We start from the raw sequence: 16,759 nt of genomic DNA, 5'->3' as shown, positions 1-16,759 counted from the left end.
TGCCATGCGAAGATTAACACCTGAAAAAGAACAATTTTTCATGCAGAATTTTCACAAGATGAAAAATAAGGAATTAGCAAAAATATTAAATATCTCCAAGACTTCTATTTCAAGAAAAGCTAGGCAACTTGGACTAAAACCAAAGCTTACCATGTCAAATACAGCTAAAGAAATAGAGACATATAAGTCTGGGAACGATACTCTTCTTGAAATAGAGGGCAGGAGAAAGACTGCTGCTATTCCTAAAATAAAAGATTTGATACCAGATAATAAGGTATTGAATATCAAGGAATTTATAAATAAGAAAGTTGGATATGTGCCAACTATGGGAAAAGTCATAGGCAAAACACAACACTTGATTGTGATCCAAACCAAGAACTATACAGAGACTTTCAGAATTGAGGATATTTACACCGGAAAAACGATAGTGAGGGAAATATTATGAGTGCAGTTAAAGAAAAAATGAATACAGGAATTTTCAACAGGGCTAGTTTGAGATATATCAGAGATGGATTCAGGATAGGGCAAGGTGTAAGAATCAAAAGGAGGGATGGGAGAGGTCGAGACAGGTATTTTAAAGGAGTTGTAATTGCTAGAACTAATTATTTTATTACTGTGAGGAATAAAGCAAAGTGCAGAGAGAGTTTTAGTTATGTGGATTTTCTTACTAGAGATGTGGAGGTTGTTTCGTGAAGTGAAATTTATGCGAAGAAAAGGAGGATATCAATATGCGTGTTCAATGTAGTAATTGTGGTGCTATAAGAGGACTTACATACACCGCAAGTAATGTAAATAAAACCATACATGCAGGATGGAGAAGTTATGGAAGTGCTTTGTATTGTCCTAAATGTGTAGAAACATGGGGAGAGCGTAACAATAAAGAAATAGGCAGTATTGACAACACTATTACTGTAATAGATAACATTCATGAAAGAAATAAGCGAAGGAAAGGGCGGTAATATTGATTAAAATTCTTGAGTTATTTGGCGGCATTGGTGCTCCACGTAAAGCATTAATAAATCTTGGTGTGGATCATAAATGTATAGATTATGTGGAATGGCAGCCAAATAGAGTTAAAGCATATAACGCTCTTTATGACCATCTGCATAAGCCACAAGATATTAGAGGGTGGGATTTAAAACCCGATATATTAGTACATGGTTCTCCGTGCCAAGACAACAGTAGAGGAAATAAAAAGCGTAAAGGAGTCGCAGAAGGTTCACGTTCACAATTAATGTTAGAAACATTGAGGATAATTAAAGAAATGGGTGAATGGAAACCTAAAGTAGTTATCTGGGAGAATGTGAAGGGTGTACTTGATAAAGATGTGGTTTCAATATTTAATTACTACCTACAGGAGATTGAGAATATGGGATATACCAATTCATTTGATATATTGGATGCACGTAACTTTGGCATTCCTCATGCTCGTGAAAGATTGTTTTGTATCTCTTTATTAGGAAATTCGATATTTGATTTTAGTAAGTTGAAGCACAAATCTATGAGGAATATTAAAGAATTTTTGGAATATGGACCAGATGATAAGATTCCAGAACAATATTTAATCACCATTCCATCAATGCTTAATAAAATCAAAGAATTTAATCCTAATCCATCTGGAAATTATAAACGCCAATTAGATGTTATAGGTGAGTACTGTTATACGATAACTGAACGGCAAGATAGATGCCCCAATGCAGGTATTATTAGATTGAACAAACCACAGTATCGCTATTTAACAGAACGTGAATGTTGGAGGTTACTTGGTTTTGATGATGAAGATTATGAACTTATGTTAAAAGAATTTCCTACAAAAACTGGTAAGCGCAATGCAACTCTTTATGCATTGGCTGGCAATAGCATTGTAGTACAAGTTTTAGAAGCTGTTTTTGAAGTGATAATAAATGAGGATTATGGGACTGATTTAATATCAGATTCAAATGGGCAATTGAGGTTAAGCTGTTAATTCACAATACAAAGATTATGTAAAGGAGTGATGGAAGTTGGAGAAAGATTGTGATAACAAACGTGAAGATGGCAGATGTAAATTTACAAATTCAATATGTAGATTTGCAAAGGGTAAGGATGGAAATGAAGAATGCGGTAATTATGAAGTGCCAAAATCTAAAGTCGGTGAAAGTAAACTAGGAAGAGATCTTGGTGAGAAAATAGTAAAAGCCATGAAAGAAGGATTTGCAGATAAAAGGTTACAGGATGCATATAGGACAATGATATACAAAAGAGCCATAAGCTACTATGGGATACAGCATCAAGAAGAAAAAGCCATAGAAGAATGTAGTGAATTGATTCAGGCGTTAGTTAAAGATATTCATGGAAAAGAGCATAATGTTGAGGAAGAAATCGCAGATGTTGAGATAGTTTTGGAGCAATTAAAATATGTCTTTGATGTTAAAAAGATAGATGAATTTAAGAGAAAGAAGCTAGACAAGTTAGAAAGCATGATGAATAACCCCACAGATTAATTAAAAAACGTTTAATTTCAAAGAGTAAATACGAAAAGGTATAAATGGATACTGGAAAATAGCATAGTCTTAAAATTGATGTATGAGTAAATTAGAATACTAATATGATAGGAGGATGGATAATTGGCTACAGCATATAGCAGAGGAAACCTAATAAAATATGTTGATAATAGTTGGGTATATGAAGATGGAGTACCTATAAGCAAAGAAGAAAGGCCATGCATAAGGTGTGGAAGTATGCCGACTAGAGAGGGATATGATGCTTGTTTAGGACATATAGAGGGTGCAATTTCAGCGTGTTGTGGGCATGGTGTAGAGGAAGGATATGTAAAATATGAAAGCGAGGGAAATTAATGAGCAACAAAGAAAAATATTTTAAGTATTTTGATGAGCATAAGGAATTACCTAAACAAAAAATGATTAATGGAGCAGCCAAGGAACTTAAAATAACTCTTTTAACAGCAGAGAATTATTACTACCAGTGGAAAGGAAATAAAAGTATTGATGAAGTGGCAGAGAAAGCAGTGGAACAGATTTGGGGAGAGGATGAAGGAAAAGAAGTGGAAAAGAAAATAGTTCCAGAAGAAAAACAAAATAGTAAGCCAGAACGCACTTGGGAATCAACTCCAACGGGTGAGAAATCAAAAGGTGAGCCAATGATGAACCCGTGCATAGCAAAGCCTAAGAAAAGACTGAAAATTAAGGAATTAGAAGGAGAAATCTTCAATTATAAAATGGGTGAAGACATAGTAATAATATACAAAAGCACGCCAAATTCAGGATTCTCAATTAAAAAGGATGAACTGGCAGGATTGATATTGGAGTTGCAGGAGCTTGTTGGGGTGATAAAGTGAAAGAAGCAGTAAACTTATTAATACCAGGAGAACCAATGGGCAAGCAAAGACCTAAATTTAATAGCTTTACAAAGTCAGCACATACTCCAGAAAAGACAGTGAATTATGAGACGTATATAAAAGAACTTTATGTAAGCAATAGATTGCCAATGCTTGAAGGATATATAAAAGTTGAAATTATGGCATTCTATAAAATTCCCAAAAGTACAAGCAATAAGAAACGTCAACAAATGCTACACAATGAATTAAGACCAGATAAAAAGCCTGATTTAGATAATATTGCCAAGGTGATATGTGATTCGTTAAATTCAATAGCTTATTCAGATGATAAACAAATTGTAAGTTTGTCTATAAATAAATTTTATAGTGAGCAACCAAGAGTAATTCTCAAATTAAATCAAATTTAAGGAGGAAATATCATGGCTAAAAAGTTAAATCTAGAAAATCTTGCAGGGGGGGCTTTTACAGAAAGGGTAAATCAGGCTATCCAGGAAGTAATGGAGAATATATCAGACCCTAATACACCTTGGAAGACCAAGAGGAAAGTTGTAATAACCATGGTTTTTGAAGCCAATGAAGACAGAAATATTACCAATGTGGATATAGTATCTAAACCAACGTTGGCACCAAAAGAAGGAGTACACACCAATATAATCATAGATAGGGATTTAGACGGTGAAATAATTGCAGCAGAATATAAAAAGCAGATTCCAGGACAACAGGCAGTAAAAATTGACACTGAAACTGGAGAAATACTTGAAAAGAAAGAAAATGACAACCAGGACAATACAGATGGCTTAAAAATAGTTAAATAATAAATAAAAAATTGGAGGAATGTAAAAATGAGTAATTACACAGAAAGAGAAGCATTGGAATATTTAGTGGGGTTAGGTGAAATAAAGGTTTTGGATATTGATGGGAAGAAATTTACCACAAACCAAGTTTATAGAGTACAAGACCCTAAGCCAGCAGAATTGACAGTTACAACACTTACAGCTTTAATTGATTATATTAAGTCAGGAATTGATGATAAATTTGGAGATAAAGGATTAATACACGTTGTTAGTCCATCTAGTGTAGAACTTTATTCAGAACTTAGAGACGATAAGGATAGAGAAAAGTATATATCTGTTAGAGCATTGTTGCCAGATAATCTTGTATTTGATAGGTTTATAGGCACTGAAGAATTCAATATCATGCTGCAGAGCAGCTTTGTAGAAAATAAGGATAGAGGGTTACTGTTAAAGATAACTGGAAATATTAAAGATTCATCTGTAAAAGAGTATGGAGATGATGGAGTTAGCCAAGCAGCGACCGTCAAGACAGGTGTCGCAAGTGTGAATGATGTGGTTGTACCGAATCCAGTAGTTCTTGCACCATACAGAACATTTCCAGAGATAGAGCAGCCAGAAAGTAAATTTATTTTTAGGATGCAAAGTGGACCACGCGCAGCACTCTTTGAGGCAGATGGTGGAGCGTGGAGAAATGAGGCTATGCAGAGGATTAAGAAGTACTTGGAAGAAAACCTCAAAGATATTGAAGGAGTAAAGATAATCTCATAGTAGGAGTTTTAAAATGAAATTTTTGAATTGTAATTATCCAAATGAATTCAAAGTTCCTAAAGGTAAACCAAAATGTCTTAAAAAAGCAAGGTTTTCCATGAAGTTGGATGGTACAACACTAATTGAAGAAAAACAAGGTACCGTATATTTTACTATAAAGAAGGGCTACTATTATGGGATTGAATTAGATTTAAAATATAATAGGTTTGGAATTATAGATAAAGTCCAAACAGTTAATGCAATTAATATTGAGATGATAAACTGGACAGGAGAAGAACTATATGATACAGATAGAGAATTGCTGATTAGATATTTAAAACAATTATAAATTAAAGACACTAATACAGTAGAATCCTGCAATAGTCATACCACTACTGTATTAGTGTAATGTGAAAGTAGGGTGATGAAATGACTATAATAAAAACTACTCAACAACGAGAAATGTTGAGAAAATTTGGAATTAAATATGACCCGGATAAAAGAATACAATATGTATTTACCCTTACAAATGAAGGATATTATTTTAAGAAAATAAAGGAAACGTATATTGAGTTATTCAAACTTATTTTATCTGTTGCTGGAGTTATAATTACAGCGCCATTCTTAATTATATGGGGTATAAAAGAGTGTTTAACAAGTTTGCTACCATATAGTTTGGTTTATACTAGAAAGCATTTAAAAGATGATCCTTTGGTTGTAAAAGCTAAATTTAAAGAAGGTGATTAAATGCATGATTTAATAAAATATATCCCTGAAATAATAGGGGCGTGGATTCTGATAAGTATTATCTGTACTGTGGCTATATGCATTACTATAAATAATTATAAAAAGAATCGTGACATGTGGTATGAGGAATATAAAGCTAGGAAAGACAAGGAGTTTGAGGACAGAATCAGGAAAACCCAGGAGAGGATAAATAGATTGAGGTAGGAGGGAATGGGATGAAGCCTATTATTTTTAATACTAAAATGATAAAAGCAATACTTGAGAGTAGAAAAACGCAGACCAGGAGAATTATAAAGGAGTACATTCCTGAAGATGCCAAGTGGGGATATACATTTTTTACTCCTAAACATCATGTGAGTTTTAGAGGAATCTTTGATGGACAATATGGGGAGAAGTTTTATAAACTACCTTATTGGATTGGAGACATTCTTTATGTTAGGGAAACTTTTGCAAATACATGGACTCCTGATGGCAAAGAAGGTTTTGTATATAAAGCAGATGGCGAACCATCTAAATTTCCTTATTGGGGAAATGCTAACCAATGTAAAGATGAAGTGTGGATACCTTCAATTCATATGCCGAAGAAAGCAGCTAGAATATTTTTAAAGGTTACGGATATAAAGGTTCAAAGAATACAGGATATAACAGAAGATGAAGCTAAAAAGGAAGGGATAAAAGAAAAAGCCTCTTATAATCATTATTCACAAAAGTTTTTTAATGGGCTAGATGATAATTATAAATATGGATTCGGGAAACTCTGGGATAGTTGTGGGTATAAATGGCCTAATAGCTGGAGTGGTAATCCTTGGGTATGGGTGTTTGAGTTTGAAAAAATAGATATAGGTGAAGTACATGGAGAATAAAAGCATGGAGAAAAAATAATATGTGAGGTGAGTTCTTTTGAAAAATAAAGTAAATATACATCAAATAATAGAACAAGCTACCAAAACAGCAATAGAAGAATTTGACAAGGCACATAAGAAAGAAGCCAAGAAATATGTATTTCACAATACAAAGTTGCTTATGGAGAATTATAATTCTCTTAAAGAACATGCTAAAAAGGCAATCAGTAATTTAAAAGATGCAAAGGAAATTTTAAGCTCTGATAAAAGCTTTGATGATATAGAAGAGGAAAATCTAGAAGAAATATATGGAATGGTAGATTATGATGAATTATATATAAAAAGTATAGAAAGAAGTAAATTTAGAACGTTGACAATGATTACACATATTGATGTATCCTTAGAGCTACTAAAGAAAAAAACGTACGAAAATGAAAAATCAAATGAGTATCAAGCATTCATAGATCATTATATAGGAGGTAAAACATACCAGGAATTAGAAGATAAATTTCACACTGTGGAAAGGACATTAAGAAGATGGATGAATAATATGTGTAGAGAATTAGGAATATTCTTATTCGGGGTTGATGCAGTTAAAATTGAATATTGACAAAAGTGTGTCATAAAGATGTCCTTTCAATGTCCACCTTAAAGATTTAATATAGTAGTATGCAATGATTGGATGAAAGTAACAGCAGGACTACAGGCAGTTATTTTCAAATATAATTAATCTTCCTATAAAATAGTGCCTATGGTTCCGGGGCATAAATAAATAATACGGAACTACCAACATATTTGAATTATAAATATTACATGCATTTATGTAATGGTAACATCATGTATGGTGATAGAGTGTATACCAGATATACAGCAGGTGCAACTCCTGCCATGATGTTATTTAATCAGAGTAGTATTGTGATGTTAGATTCTTCACCTACTCCAGCAAAAGTATACATATGAAATATTATGTTAATAAAAATAAATGTAAACTATATATCAGTTATTACATATTTGCACTAACTGATATTAACTTAAAGGATAAGATAAAATGTTATTTCAATTGCTGTCTGTGCGGTTGTAGCAGACGTAAAGTATAAGTGCAACTACCACGTGACATAAAATAGTATTGTTAAGTAAGTTCATTATTATTACGTCTCCTTTAAAGTTTAAATTTAGTTTAATATGCAGGAATAGAGTCATTTAGTTGGCTCTATTTTTGTTTAGGGGTGGAATTTCGGAAATGGAAAAATATAAAATCAATGAAGCTAATCAATTTAAGTTCTTTCAAATACCAAAGGAACTTTTTATAAATAGATGCTATAGATGTAAATTAAATTCAGATACTAAACTAACATATACCTTATTACTGGATAGGATGCATCTATCTGAAAAGAATAAATGGGTTAACCATAGAGATGAAATATATCTATTGTATACTAAGGAAGATATAGCCAATATATTAGGCATTAGTGTTAGAACTGTATATAAAGCATTTAAGGTATTGGAAGAATGCGAATTAATATATCAGAAAAGGCAGGGATTAAATATGCCTAATAGAATCTATATAGGCAAGTTCAGACCTGATTTTACAATGACATGCAATATATGCACGTCAGAACATGAAAATCATACAGCTACGAACATGTAAAATATACAGTGTAATAATACTGAGAATAATAATACTTAGTTAAGTAAGACTGATAAGCTGGCTGCTACTATTGCTCTTATAAATACTTTAGTAAATAAATATTATAATATAATAGGAAGCAAATAAGGGTTATTGATTAATAGTTACTTAGGAATATAAGGGAGGATGAACATGGATATAAAAGTATATCTCGAGACAGAAAGATTGTTGGGGAATGTAAAGAGTAAAGAACTAGATGGATTGTTCTTGAGAAGACTTAAGAGAGGTGATAAAGATTATGGCAAGACACAATGATATATATAAAGCTAAAGAATGGGAGAAGGTAAGAGGCTATGTGATTGGGAGAGCTAATGGATTATGTGAGAGGTGCAAGGCAAAAGGGAAGATAGTACCAGGCAAGATAGTACATCATAAGGTATGGCTAACAGATAAGAATAAAAAAGATTGGGATATAGCCTATAATCCTGATAATTTAGAATATCTTTGTAATCCATGCCATGAAGAGGTTCATGAAAGAGTTGGAACTCTTAAAAATTTTGTAGAGCCTGTGAAATAATTTTTAAAATCCCCCCGGGGTCGATCGGAATTTACGATATGAAGGGAGCGTACGGATTAGCTTTCATTTCACTCGAGCCTTTATACATAATGGGTGTAGCCATTTTTGAGTGTGTTTTTAATAAAGAAGGTGATTTTTATGATTAAAAAAGAATTAACAAAAGAAGATAGAATAAAAAAAGAAATAAACAGATTAAAAAAATTATATAAAGACATGGCAGAAAATACTATGAAGAAAGTAATTTCACTTATTGAGAATGCTGCATTTATGACTGTTACCCTTGAAGACTTGCAAGATGCCATAAATAAAAATGGTACGATAAGCGAATATAAAAATGGCGAAAATCAATATGGTACAAAGAAATCACCTGAGGTCGAAGTATATAATACCATGATAAAAAATCACATGGGAATAATAAAACAACTCACTGATCTTATGCCAGAGAAACCGGCTCCTAAGAAAGAAGATGAATTTATTAAAATATTAAAGCGTGAGAATAATGGTTAAAGCTGAGATACCAAAATATATAAAAGATTGGCATGATTATGTTGAAACAGAACCACAGAACCATGGCAAGGATATAAAACTTTTAAAGAAAATGATTGAGAAATTATTAAAAAGTAAAACGGTGTTTTACGACAATACAGATGTTGAGGCTTTTATTGATTTTTGCAAATTAGTAAAGCATAGAGAAGGACGTTGGGCTGGGGAACCTTTGGAATTAAGTATAGAGCAAAAATATATTGCAGCTTGTGTATTTGGTTTTAAGATAATGGATACTGAATTGAATATGGTTGTTAGATACTTTAAAGAAATGGTATTATTAGTGGCTAGAAAATGGGGGAAATCCACTTTCGTATCTGCAATAGCTGATTTTATGCTCATGTGTGATAGGGAACCGGCAGCGCAAGTTTGGTGCTTGGCTACTCAAAAACAACAGGCTTCAATAGTTTACGAAGCAGCTAAAAATTTTGCATTAGGTAGTGAAGCTTTAAAACCTCATGTAAAAACCAGGAGAGATAAAGACAATTCGGAAATATTTTTATTCCCTGCCGGAAATAGTTATATGAAGGCAGGAAGTAAAAATTCACAATCTCAGGATGGTTTGAATCCTCATTGTTGTGTTATAGATGAATGCCATGCTATTAAAGATAGAAATACCTATGATGTATTTAGTTCAGCTATGGGAGCTAGGACACAGCCTTTAATATTTATCATATCGACATTTGGCTTTGTTAGGGAAGGAATATTTGATAGTGTTCTTGAAAGGTGCCAAAATAAATTAAAAGGTAAAAGCAAAGAACGATTATTCCCTATGATATTTAGAATAGATGATGATGATAAACCAAATGATAGAAAATGTTGGATTAAAGCTAATCCTGGTTTAATTGAAGCGAGACCAACAATGAGTTATCTTGAAGGAGAATATCAAAAGGCATTTGAAGATCCGGCTCAAATGCCTTCTTTTTTATGCAAGCATTTAAATAGGGCAAGCTCTATGTGCGTTGTATATTTCGATTTGCAGCAAGTAGATAAATGTGCCATAGATATGAATTTAGATATGATACAGGATAAATATGCTGTAGGTGGTGCTGATTTAGCAGAGACTACAGACTTGTGTTGTGCATCTGCTTTAATACCTTTGAATGGTAAATTATATTTATTCCAAAAATATTTTATTGCTAGTCAAAGGATAGAAAAAAATTCTAAGGTTGACAAGATGGCTTATGAAAGTTTTTGCCATACTAACGCTTTGGATCCATTCAATAATGAATTACTTAAAATATGCGAGGGTAGTTTAGTTAAAAAATCAGATGTTACAGAATGGTTTGTTGAACTTTCAGAAAAATATCAAGTGACATTCTGGAAGATAGGTGCCGATAGATGGCATTTTGATGAATGGAGCGAGGATATGGCTATGAATGGTTTCCCGCAAGAAGATAAGGAAGGTAGGGGAGTTGTATTTCCTGTAGCTATGGGTGCAAAGAGTTTATCAACGCCTATGAAAGAAACCCGATCATTATTTGAAGATAAAATAATACAATTTAGTAAGCATAATGGTTTATTCAGGTGGTGTACAACTAATACAGCTGCAAGGATAGATTTAAATATGAATATCCAACCAGATAAGGCAAAATCAAAGTCACGTATTGATGGATACGTGTCTTTTTTATGTGCTTATATTGCTTATAAAAAATGTAAGGATGAATTTGAGGAATACCAAAGTTGATTTTATTTTGCCCTGAAAGGTGGTGAGACATTGGGATTATTCAGAAGTATTGTAGGAGGAATATCAAATTTATTTAATAGAAATAATGATGGACTAACAATAACAAAGCTTGTGGATTTACTTAATCAAGGGTATTCGTTATTACAAATAAATTCAAACATATATGATATTCCTGAAATAAGGACAGCCATAAATTTCGTAGCTGAAAAGATTGGTAGCGTACCTTTCTATCATGTGAGGGCAGACAATGAAGGCAATATGGATATGATAAACGATAGTTTCCAATACGTTCTTACAGTTAGGACAAATAAATATCAAGGTCCACAAGTATTTTGGACACATGTTGCTACTATGTATCTATTAAATAATAATGCTTTCATAATGCCTGATTGGGATAATAGGGGAAATCTTACAGCATTATATCTTTTACCTTTTACACAATTTCAATTTGCACAGGAAGAGGAAACAGGGAAATTAATAATTCAGTTTCAAGGTAATTCGAGCTATACATTTTATTATGATGATATTATTCATCTGCAAAGATTCCCAACTTTCAAAGGTGGTGCTAGTAAACAAGCTACAGGCAATTATATAACCATGGTTAATGCTATGGAAAATCAAGCTGTAAAGGATAGTGAAACTTCCGGAAGAATAGCAGGATTATTACAGACAAAAGTTAATTTAAAATCTTCTGATATGAAAAAGAAATTAAATGAGTTTAAAGATACATTCTTAACTGCTGAAAATGTAGCTGGATTAGGTATGATAGGCAGCGAATATGAGTTGCTACCTTTTAATTTTAAAGATACACCACTAAATACAGAGTTTTTAAATAGCATAATAAAGCAGCTTTATAACTATTTTGGTGTATCGTATGAAATTATTAACAATATAGCTAGTGAATTGCAATATGAGCAGTTTGTTGACAACACATTAAAACCTATTATCTATCAAATTGAAGAAGAACTCACTTATAAACTATTTTCAAAGGGTGAGATATCTTTTTATAATAAAATCCAGGCTGAAACTGTAGATTTAGAAATTAGTACATTGGCAGCAAAGACAGCGTTTTATAAAGAAATGTCATACGGAACTATTATGACAAGAAATGAAATAAGGCGTAGATTAGGGATGCCTAAAGGACCACCAGAACTTGACAAATTCTTAGGAAACAAAAATTTTCAATCGTTAGAGCCAGGAATATATGAAGTGGGTGGACAAGAGAATAATCCGGAAGACGGTAAGTAAAGAAGGGATGATATGAGAAAAATAAAATTATAGAATGGACTTGAGACTAACATTGATGATGAAGATTATAATTATTCGATTTCTAATTTTGGAAAATGGTACGCACTTAAAGATGGTAATACTTATTATGTTAGATGCAATATCAAAAATGAAAATGGTAAACGTACCGCGGCACATATGCATAGAGTTTTAATGAATGCTAAACCAAAACAAATAATAGATCATATTGACGGCAATGGATTAAATAATTGCAAATCAAACCTTAGAATAGTTACGAGTCAACAAAATTCATTCAATAGGCGATATAAAGTCTTGAAAACTTCAAAATATAAAGGCGTTTATTGGAACTCGCAATTTAAAAGATGGAAAGCGAGAATCCAAGTAGATGGTAAAAGAATATTGATAGGCACTTTTGAGAATGAAGAAGATGCTGCAAGAGCTTATAGCGAAAAGGCTCTTTTTTATTTCAAAGAATTTGCAAAATTAAATGTAATTCAATATTAAAAAGTAAGGAGGTATAGAATTTTGGATGAAAATAAAGAAAAAAGATCACCGTTATTACAACAAAATAAAAGAAGAGTCAATTTTGAGAATACAAAATCTAAATTTAGAGCAGTAACAGAGGAAATAAATGGGCAACAGGTAAGAATTTTAAAAGGATATCCGGTTTTATTTGATGTATATGGGCATCCATATTTAGGTAGTAAATGGTTAGAAAAGATAGATAAAAACGCATTGGCAACAGTAGATTTTTCAAATTTAGTAATACTTTTTAACCATGATACTTCAATGGTTTTAGGTAAATCAGGAAAGAATATGGAAGTTTCTATTGACGATATTGGATTATTTGTAAGCGTAACACTAGGCAATACTTGGTTGGATGATTATGTTTATGATAGAGTACAGCGTGAATTGGTGGACGGTATGAGTTTCTGGTTTGATAACCAGGCTATGGTGGCTACAGATTGGTCTAATAAAATCGATGTTGTTACTAAGATAAATGCAGTTTATGAAGTAAGCATAGTAACATTTCCGGCTTATGAAGAAACGGTTGTTATTACAGCAGATGGAAGTACTCCGAGTCCAATATCGACACCAGAGGAAGAAATACCGCCAGACCCAACCCCAGAAGATGTACAAGAAAATGTGAACGAGAGTTTAGATACAGAAGCGACTAAACAAGCATTAATGAATCTAATAAGTCAATTATAAGGAGGAATATAAAAATGAAATTAACTCAAAAAGAAATAGCAGAATTAAAAAGAGAGCAAACAGAGCTTGAAACAAAAAGATCTGAACTTAAAGAAAAGTGCAAGAACCATAGAGATATGTCGGTCGAAGATTTAAATGGTGTAACTGAAAATCTAAGGACCGTATCTGAAAGATTGGATATAATTGGAGAACAATTAAAAGATGCTGATGTGCCAGAAAAGAGGGATGTGTTTAATATGATAAAAGATATTAATGGAAAAGAAATAACAGCAGAAAATTATAGGTCCAGTGCAAAGTATAGAGATGCTTTTTACAGAAGCTTCTTAAATAACAAAGTCGCTGAAGCAGATGCAGAAATAATGTCTTTTGGTAAAAGAGCAATTACTGATGTAAATGGCGGGGCTGTGACATCTGGTGGTGAATACTTAGTACCACAAACAACGCTTAATAATGTTTATTATGTTATTAAACAATATGGTAAATTATATTCTTCTATAACCAAATATGGATTTACCGGAGATGTAGCATTACCTATAGGTACAGCAGGAACACCAACAGATAATGCAGATGGTACAACTTCTCTTAATTTCACATTTACAGAAGTTAAAATTTCACAAATGGCGGTAGTGGCAACTATAGAGGTTAAGAATGTATTGCTTAGAAATAGTATTCCAGCTTTTGAACAATACTTAAGTAATGAAATAGGAAAATATATTGGGATATTACTTGAAAATTATGTTTTGAGTGGTTCCCTTTCAACTTCTACTTTTGAGGGTATTATAACAGCATTAAAAACAGCACCTTCCGCAGCAAAAACTTATTCTACTATGGATTGGCAGCAAATTGCAAATATATGTGCAGAAGTCGAAAGCCCATATGGTGACAATGCAACATGGGTTATGAAACGCAGTACATTCTTTAAGAAATTCTTTGCTCTTACAGATGCAGCAGGAAAACCACTTGTTACAGTAGCACCAGTACAAGGCCAACCTGGACAAGATAATTTTGGAGCTGCAAGCCCTTATTTAATAGCAGGGCAACCAGTAATATTTACTTCACAAATGCCCGATACAGATTCCATACTTTATGGAGATTTAACAACCTTTGTTGTAAATGAATCTGGATCATTTGTTATTGAGTCTAATACATCTGAAAAGTTTAGTGCAGATAAGACAGTTTGGAGAGGGAAAATTTATAGTGGTGGCAAATCGTTATTTGCAAAAGATACATTCACATATTGGAGTTATGAAGAAGCATAAAAGAAGGTCGACAAGCCTTCTTTTTTCTATTTAAAAATGAATGGAGGTATTTGAATGAGCAGATTTTATCCTAAGTTTGATAAATATATCCCCTCTGATGTGCAAGGGAAAAAAGCAGAAAGGTCATATATAGCACATTTTAAAGTGAGTGCAACAAAAGCAACGGTAGCGAGTACAACGGGTATTCATGCAGCAGTAACAAGCACTGCAAGCCCATCTGTAGTTACTACAGGAATAACTCAGCCAAGTGTACCGAGGAATATCACAGCCACAGCAGGGGGAACAGCAACAGATATAAAGGCAATACAAGTAGTTATTGAAGGAACTAATTATGCAGGGGAAACAATAACTGAAACATTACCGGCTTTTACTGTAGACACTGCTGGAACTGTAACGGGTAGCAAGGCTTTTAAGACAATTACCAAGATAACCATTCCTGCCCATGATGGAACAGGAGCTACAACGGCCATAGGATTTGGGGAAAAGCTAGGCTTGCCCTATAAATTGGCACATAATACCGTATTGGCTTCCTATTTGGATAATACAAAAGAATCTACAGCACCCGTCGTAACTATAGATAGTGCCAATTTAGAAGGAAATACTATAGATTTAAATAGTAGCTTGAATAGTAAAGTAGTAGATGCTTATTTGATTGTGTGATGGTGTATTTATGGAAGATACAGAATTATTAGAAAAGGTAAAGCAAGGATTAACAATTACCGGAACTTTTAATGATAATACTTTACAAGGGAAAACGATAGCGGTAAAACAATATATGCTAAATGCGGGGATAACTCAAGAACAAATTGAAACTGATTTAGGAATTGCAACTTTAACCGTTGGAGTAACTGATTTGTGGAATTTAACAAGTGGCGATATAAGTTTTTCTCCTGCTTTTGGTATATTGATGGAACAACTTTATGTAGTCAGCATACCCGATACCCAGGAGGTGACTTGATATGTGGAGGCCAAGTGGAATACAGCAATTCAGTACAGCCATAGGAATAAAGCATAGGATTGAAACAGATGTAAATGGAGCTATAGAAGTAAGCTATGGTGATCCAGAATTAGGATTTTGCAATTGGAAGGGTATGGGTGGTACTGACAATGCGAATGCTGGAGTAGTTACAATATTAGATACTGCCACTTTGACAATGTGGTATGATCCAGGCTTAAGTGAAAAAGATGTAATATTATTAGACAATAATACAGATAAAGCTTATGAGGTAGAGAATGTAGAGGATATAGAGCAAAGGCGTATGTATATGCAGGTTCGAGTTAAAAGGACGGTGATTTCGTAATGACTAAAAAAACTTGGTCACAAAGAGGCGGTTATAAAAGCTATGGTAAAACTGCTTTAGGGAAAGGCTTTCAAGTTAGTGGTATAGACGAATATTTAAAAGCTATTGAAGCGTTAGGAAAAAATGTTGATGATGCTGTGATAGAAGCTGTAAATGAATCTGTTGATCCAATTTTAGAAGATATGCAAGAAGGAGCAGCCAGACATATGGACAAAAGAACCGTATATGATGCCATAGAAGCAACACCAGCCACAAAAAGTGGGAATACAATATCGTCATTTGTTGGTATAGATATGAAGAAAAATCCAAATGCCCGACATGCGGTATTTCAAGAGTATGGTGACGGTCACTCTGCCGGATTTCCGGACCCTTTTATTAGACCGGCTTTTGATAACAATAAAAAGAGAGTTAAACAAATACAGAAGCTTGTATTAAAAAAATGGGGTGTGCCTACTGATGGATAACATATATTCTTTAGTTTATAATACCTTAATCCAATTAGGCTACCCTGTGAAAGAACAGGGGACATATATAGATACAAGCACATTACCAGAAACTTATATTACTTATTTCATAGTGGATAATCCTACTAGTAGCGCATATGACAATATGTTGGCAAGCCAAGAACCAAGGATACAAGTAAATATATATAGTAAAAAACCAAGTATAAAACAGAGTGGAGATAATTTATTTAAATCTGTAATGCTCCCGGCAGGCTTTACGAGATTAGGCGGACGTGATCTACCTTTTAATCCTGATACGGGGCATTATTGCTATAGCTGTGACTATAGGTACTATCTAATAGAAGATTAAAGCATCTTGAAAGGTGCTTTTTTAT

The 16,759-nt window shown here is 33.2% G+C and carries 30 protein-coding genes; all 30 read left to right on the top strand.

The window, feature by feature from the left end:
- Window positions 1–4 precede the first annotated feature (4 nt).
- Window positions 5–445, top strand: a complete 441-nt coding sequence (locus BS101_RS12065; RefSeq protein ID WP_073539047.1) for a hypothetical protein — start codon at window positions 5–7, stop codon at window positions 443–445.
- Window positions 442–693 (top strand): Veg family protein, encoded by a 252-nt coding sequence (locus BS101_RS12060; protein ID WP_073539046.1) that lies wholly within the window; start codon window positions 442–444, stop codon window positions 691–693. Before BS101_RS12065 ends, BS101_RS12060 begins: the two co-directional genes overlap by 4 nt.
- Before the next feature lie 35 nt (window positions 694–728).
- Window positions 729–959: a hypothetical protein gene (locus tag BS101_RS12055; RefSeq protein WP_073539045.1), complete on the top strand. Its 231-nt coding sequence runs from the start codon at window positions 729–731 to the stop codon at window positions 957–959.
- Between the two features lie 2 nt (window positions 960–961).
- Window positions 962–1,966 carry a DNA cytosine methyltransferase gene (locus BS101_RS12050; protein WP_073539044.1) on the top strand — a complete coding sequence of 335 codons (1,005 nt, stop codon included), beginning with the start codon at window positions 962–964 and terminating at the stop codon, window positions 1,964–1,966.
- A gap of 37 nt (window positions 1,967–2,003) precedes the next feature.
- Entirely contained in the window at window positions 2,004–2,483 is a 480-nt protein-coding gene (locus BS101_RS12045) for a hypothetical protein (protein WP_073539043.1), read from the top strand.
- A 123-nt stretch (window positions 2,484–2,606) separates the two neighbouring features.
- Window positions 2,607–2,837, top strand: coding sequence for a hypothetical protein (locus BS101_RS12040; RefSeq protein ID WP_073539042.1), 231 nt, complete (start codon window positions 2,607–2,609; stop codon window positions 2,835–2,837).
- On the top strand, window positions 2,837–3,337 hold the full coding sequence (locus tag BS101_RS12035; RefSeq protein WP_073539041.1) for a hypothetical protein: 501 nt from the start codon (window positions 2,837–2,839) through the stop codon (window positions 3,335–3,337). The genes BS101_RS12040 and BS101_RS12035 overlap by 1 nt, the downstream gene beginning before the upstream one ends.
- Window positions 3,334–3,744: a RusA family crossover junction endodeoxyribonuclease gene (locus tag BS101_RS12030; protein ID WP_347472773.1), complete on the top strand. Its 411-nt coding sequence runs from the start codon at window positions 3,334–3,336 to the stop codon at window positions 3,742–3,744. The genes BS101_RS12035 and BS101_RS12030 overlap by 4 nt, the downstream gene beginning before the upstream one ends.
- A 12-nt stretch (window positions 3,745–3,756) precedes the next feature.
- On the top strand, window positions 3,757–4,152 hold the full coding sequence (locus BS101_RS12025; RefSeq protein WP_073539040.1) for a replication terminator protein: 396 nt from the start codon (window positions 3,757–3,759) through the stop codon (window positions 4,150–4,152).
- 27 nt (window positions 4,153–4,179) lie between these two features.
- A complete protein-coding gene (locus BS101_RS12020) occupies window positions 4,180–4,899 on the top strand; it encodes a hypothetical protein (RefSeq protein ID WP_073539039.1) in 720 nt (239 codons plus the stop codon).
- Between the two features lie 13 nt (window positions 4,900–4,912).
- Window positions 4,913–5,227 (top strand): hypothetical protein, encoded by a 315-nt coding sequence (locus BS101_RS12015; protein WP_073539038.1) that lies wholly within the window; start codon window positions 4,913–4,915, stop codon window positions 5,225–5,227.
- A gap of 80 nt (window positions 5,228–5,307) precedes the next feature.
- Window positions 5,308–5,625, top strand: coding sequence for a hypothetical protein (locus BS101_RS12010; RefSeq protein WP_073539037.1), 318 nt, complete (start codon window positions 5,308–5,310; stop codon window positions 5,623–5,625).
- Window positions 5,626–5,829: a hypothetical protein gene (locus BS101_RS12005; RefSeq protein WP_073539036.1), complete on the top strand. Its 204-nt coding sequence runs from the start codon at window positions 5,626–5,628 to the stop codon at window positions 5,827–5,829.
- Window positions 5,830–5,840: 11 nt separating this feature from the next.
- A complete protein-coding gene (locus tag BS101_RS12000; protein WP_073539035.1) occupies window positions 5,841–6,488 on the top strand; it encodes a hypothetical protein in 648 nt (215 codons plus the stop codon).
- Between the two features lie 37 nt (window positions 6,489–6,525).
- A complete protein-coding gene (locus BS101_RS11995) occupies window positions 6,526–7,077 on the top strand; it encodes a hypothetical protein (protein WP_073539034.1) in 552 nt (183 codons plus the stop codon).
- 185 nt (window positions 7,078–7,262) lie between these two features.
- Complete coding sequence (locus BS101_RS23285; RefSeq protein WP_198039468.1) at window positions 7,263–7,427, top strand: hypothetical protein; 165 nt, start codon at window positions 7,263–7,265, stop codon at window positions 7,425–7,427.
- Between the two features lie 244 nt (window positions 7,428–7,671).
- The gene (locus BS101_RS11990) at window positions 7,672–8,115 is read left to right on the top strand and encodes a replication initiator protein A (protein WP_347472770.1); all 444 of its coding nucleotides are present in this window, start codon (window positions 7,672–7,674) and stop codon (window positions 8,113–8,115) included.
- Between the two features lie 171 nt (window positions 8,116–8,286).
- Window positions 8,287–8,409: a hypothetical protein gene (locus tag BS101_RS24250; RefSeq protein WP_278335232.1), complete on the top strand. Its 123-nt coding sequence runs from the start codon at window positions 8,287–8,289 to the stop codon at window positions 8,407–8,409.
- Complete coding sequence (locus BS101_RS11985) at window positions 8,393–8,671, top strand: HNH endonuclease (protein ID WP_073539033.1); 279 nt, start codon at window positions 8,393–8,395, stop codon at window positions 8,669–8,671. The genes BS101_RS24250 and BS101_RS11985 overlap by 17 nt, the downstream gene beginning before the upstream one ends.
- Before the next feature lie 138 nt (window positions 8,672–8,809).
- Window positions 8,810–9,178, top strand: coding sequence for a hypothetical protein (locus BS101_RS11980; protein ID WP_073539032.1), 369 nt, complete (start codon window positions 8,810–8,812; stop codon window positions 9,176–9,178).
- Entirely contained in the window at window positions 9,171–10,901 is a 1,731-nt protein-coding gene (locus BS101_RS11975; RefSeq protein WP_073539031.1) for a terminase large subunit, read from the top strand. Before BS101_RS11980 ends, BS101_RS11975 begins: the two co-directional genes overlap by 8 nt.
- A gap of 30 nt (window positions 10,902–10,931) precedes the next feature.
- A complete protein-coding gene (locus BS101_RS11970; protein ID WP_073539030.1) occupies window positions 10,932–12,149 on the top strand; it encodes a phage portal protein in 1,218 nt (405 codons plus the stop codon).
- 192 nt (window positions 12,150–12,341) lie between these two features.
- Entirely contained in the window at window positions 12,342–12,653 is a 312-nt protein-coding gene (locus tag BS101_RS11965) for an HNH endonuclease (RefSeq protein ID WP_073539029.1), read from the top strand.
- Between the two features lie 21 nt (window positions 12,654–12,674).
- Window positions 12,675–13,361 (top strand): HK97 family phage prohead protease, encoded by a 687-nt coding sequence (locus BS101_RS11960; protein ID WP_073539028.1) that lies wholly within the window; start codon window positions 12,675–12,677, stop codon window positions 13,359–13,361.
- A 14-nt stretch (window positions 13,362–13,375) separates the two neighbouring features.
- Window positions 13,376–14,620 (top strand): phage major capsid protein, encoded by a 1,245-nt coding sequence (locus tag BS101_RS11955; RefSeq protein WP_073539027.1) that lies wholly within the window; start codon window positions 13,376–13,378, stop codon window positions 14,618–14,620.
- Between the two features lie 54 nt (window positions 14,621–14,674).
- A complete protein-coding gene (locus tag BS101_RS11950; RefSeq protein WP_073539026.1) occupies window positions 14,675–15,280 on the top strand; it encodes a hypothetical protein in 606 nt (201 codons plus the stop codon).
- A 10-nt stretch (window positions 15,281–15,290) separates the two neighbouring features.
- Entirely contained in the window at window positions 15,291–15,578 is a 288-nt protein-coding gene (locus tag BS101_RS11945; RefSeq protein WP_073541285.1) for a hypothetical protein, read from the top strand.
- A 1-nt stretch (window position 15,579) separates the two neighbouring features.
- Window positions 15,580–15,921: a hypothetical protein gene (locus BS101_RS11940; protein ID WP_073539025.1), complete on the top strand. Its 342-nt coding sequence runs from the start codon at window positions 15,580–15,582 to the stop codon at window positions 15,919–15,921.
- Window positions 15,921–16,385, top strand: coding sequence for an HK97-gp10 family putative phage morphogenesis protein (locus tag BS101_RS11935; RefSeq protein WP_073539024.1), 465 nt, complete (start codon window positions 15,921–15,923; stop codon window positions 16,383–16,385). The genes BS101_RS11940 and BS101_RS11935 overlap by 1 nt, the downstream gene beginning before the upstream one ends.
- Window positions 16,378–16,734 (top strand): hypothetical protein, encoded by a 357-nt coding sequence (locus BS101_RS11930; RefSeq protein WP_073539023.1) that lies wholly within the window; start codon window positions 16,378–16,380, stop codon window positions 16,732–16,734. The genes BS101_RS11935 and BS101_RS11930 overlap by 8 nt, the downstream gene beginning before the upstream one ends.
- The last annotated feature ends 25 nt before the right edge of the window (window positions 16,735–16,759 follow it).

This window comes from Clostridium kluyveri, assembly GCF_001902295.1.
GTDB lineage: Bacteria > Bacillota > Clostridia > Clostridiales > Clostridiaceae > Clostridium_B > Clostridium_B kluyveri_B.
The sequence above is the reverse complement of the archived record's forward strand: the minus strand, read 5'-3'. Positions and strand labels throughout refer to the sequence as shown.

What these genes read in the sequence shown, in the direction of transcription:
- BS101_RS12005 (WP_073539036.1), top strand. Translation starts at nt 5,626, where the DNA reads ATGCATGATTTAATAAAATATATCCCTGAAATAATAGGGGCGTGGATT.
- BS101_RS11955 (WP_073539027.1), top strand. Translation starts at nt 13,376, where the DNA reads ATGAAATTAACTCAAAAAGAAATAGCAGAATTAAAAAGAGAGCAAACA.
- BS101_RS11935 (WP_073539024.1), top strand. Translation starts at nt 15,921, where the DNA reads ATGACTAAAAAAACTTGGTCACAAAGAGGCGGTTATAAAAGCTATGGT.
- BS101_RS11930 (WP_073539023.1), top strand. Translation starts at nt 16,378, where the DNA reads ATGGATAACATATATTCTTTAGTTTATAATACCTTAATCCAATTAGGC.
- BS101_RS11985 (WP_073539033.1), top strand. Translation starts at nt 8,393, where the DNA reads ATGGCAAGACACAATGATATATATAAAGCTAAAGAATGGGAGAAGGTA.
- BS101_RS11965 (WP_073539029.1), top strand. Translation starts at nt 12,342, where the DNA reads ATGAATGCTAAACCAAAACAAATAATAGATCATATTGACGGCAATGGA.
- BS101_RS11940 (WP_073539025.1), top strand. Translation starts at nt 15,580, where the DNA reads ATGTGGAGGCCAAGTGGAATACAGCAATTCAGTACAGCCATAGGAATA.
- BS101_RS24250 (WP_278335232.1), top strand. Translation starts at nt 8,287, where the DNA reads ATGGATATAAAAGTATATCTCGAGACAGAAAGATTGTTGGGGAATGTA.
- BS101_RS12060 (WP_073539046.1), top strand. Translation starts at nt 442, where the DNA reads ATGAGTGCAGTTAAAGAAAAAATGAATACAGGAATTTTCAACAGGGCT.
- BS101_RS11975 (WP_073539031.1), top strand. Translation starts at nt 9,171, where the DNA reads ATGGTTAAAGCTGAGATACCAAAATATATAAAAGATTGGCATGATTAT.
- BS101_RS12020 (WP_073539039.1), top strand. Translation starts at nt 4,180, where the DNA reads ATGAGTAATTACACAGAAAGAGAAGCATTGGAATATTTAGTGGGGTTA.
- BS101_RS12025 (WP_073539040.1), top strand. Translation starts at nt 3,757, where the DNA reads ATGGCTAAAAAGTTAAATCTAGAAAATCTTGCAGGGGGGGCTTTTACA.
- BS101_RS12000 (WP_073539035.1), top strand. Translation starts at nt 5,841, where the DNA reads ATGAAGCCTATTATTTTTAATACTAAAATGATAAAAGCAATACTTGAG.
- BS101_RS12065 (WP_073539047.1), top strand. Translation starts at nt 5, where the DNA reads ATGCGAAGATTAACACCTGAAAAAGAACAATTTTTCATGCAGAATTTT.
- BS101_RS11945 (WP_073541285.1), top strand. Translation starts at nt 15,291, where the DNA reads ATGGAAGATACAGAATTATTAGAAAAGGTAAAGCAAGGATTAACAATT.
- BS101_RS12015 (WP_073539038.1), top strand. Translation starts at nt 4,913, where the DNA reads ATGAAATTTTTGAATTGTAATTATCCAAATGAATTCAAAGTTCCTAAA.
- BS101_RS11980 (WP_073539032.1), top strand. Translation starts at nt 8,810, where the DNA reads ATGATTAAAAAAGAATTAACAAAAGAAGATAGAATAAAAAAAGAAATA.
- BS101_RS12055 (WP_073539045.1), top strand. Translation starts at nt 729, where the DNA reads ATGCGTGTTCAATGTAGTAATTGTGGTGCTATAAGAGGACTTACATAC.
- BS101_RS11950 (WP_073539026.1), top strand. Translation starts at nt 14,675, where the DNA reads ATGAGCAGATTTTATCCTAAGTTTGATAAATATATCCCCTCTGATGTG.
- BS101_RS12035 (WP_073539041.1), top strand. Translation starts at nt 2,837, where the DNA reads ATGAGCAACAAAGAAAAATATTTTAAGTATTTTGATGAGCATAAGGAA.
- BS101_RS12010 (WP_073539037.1), top strand. Translation starts at nt 5,308, where the DNA reads ATGACTATAATAAAAACTACTCAACAACGAGAAATGTTGAGAAAATTT.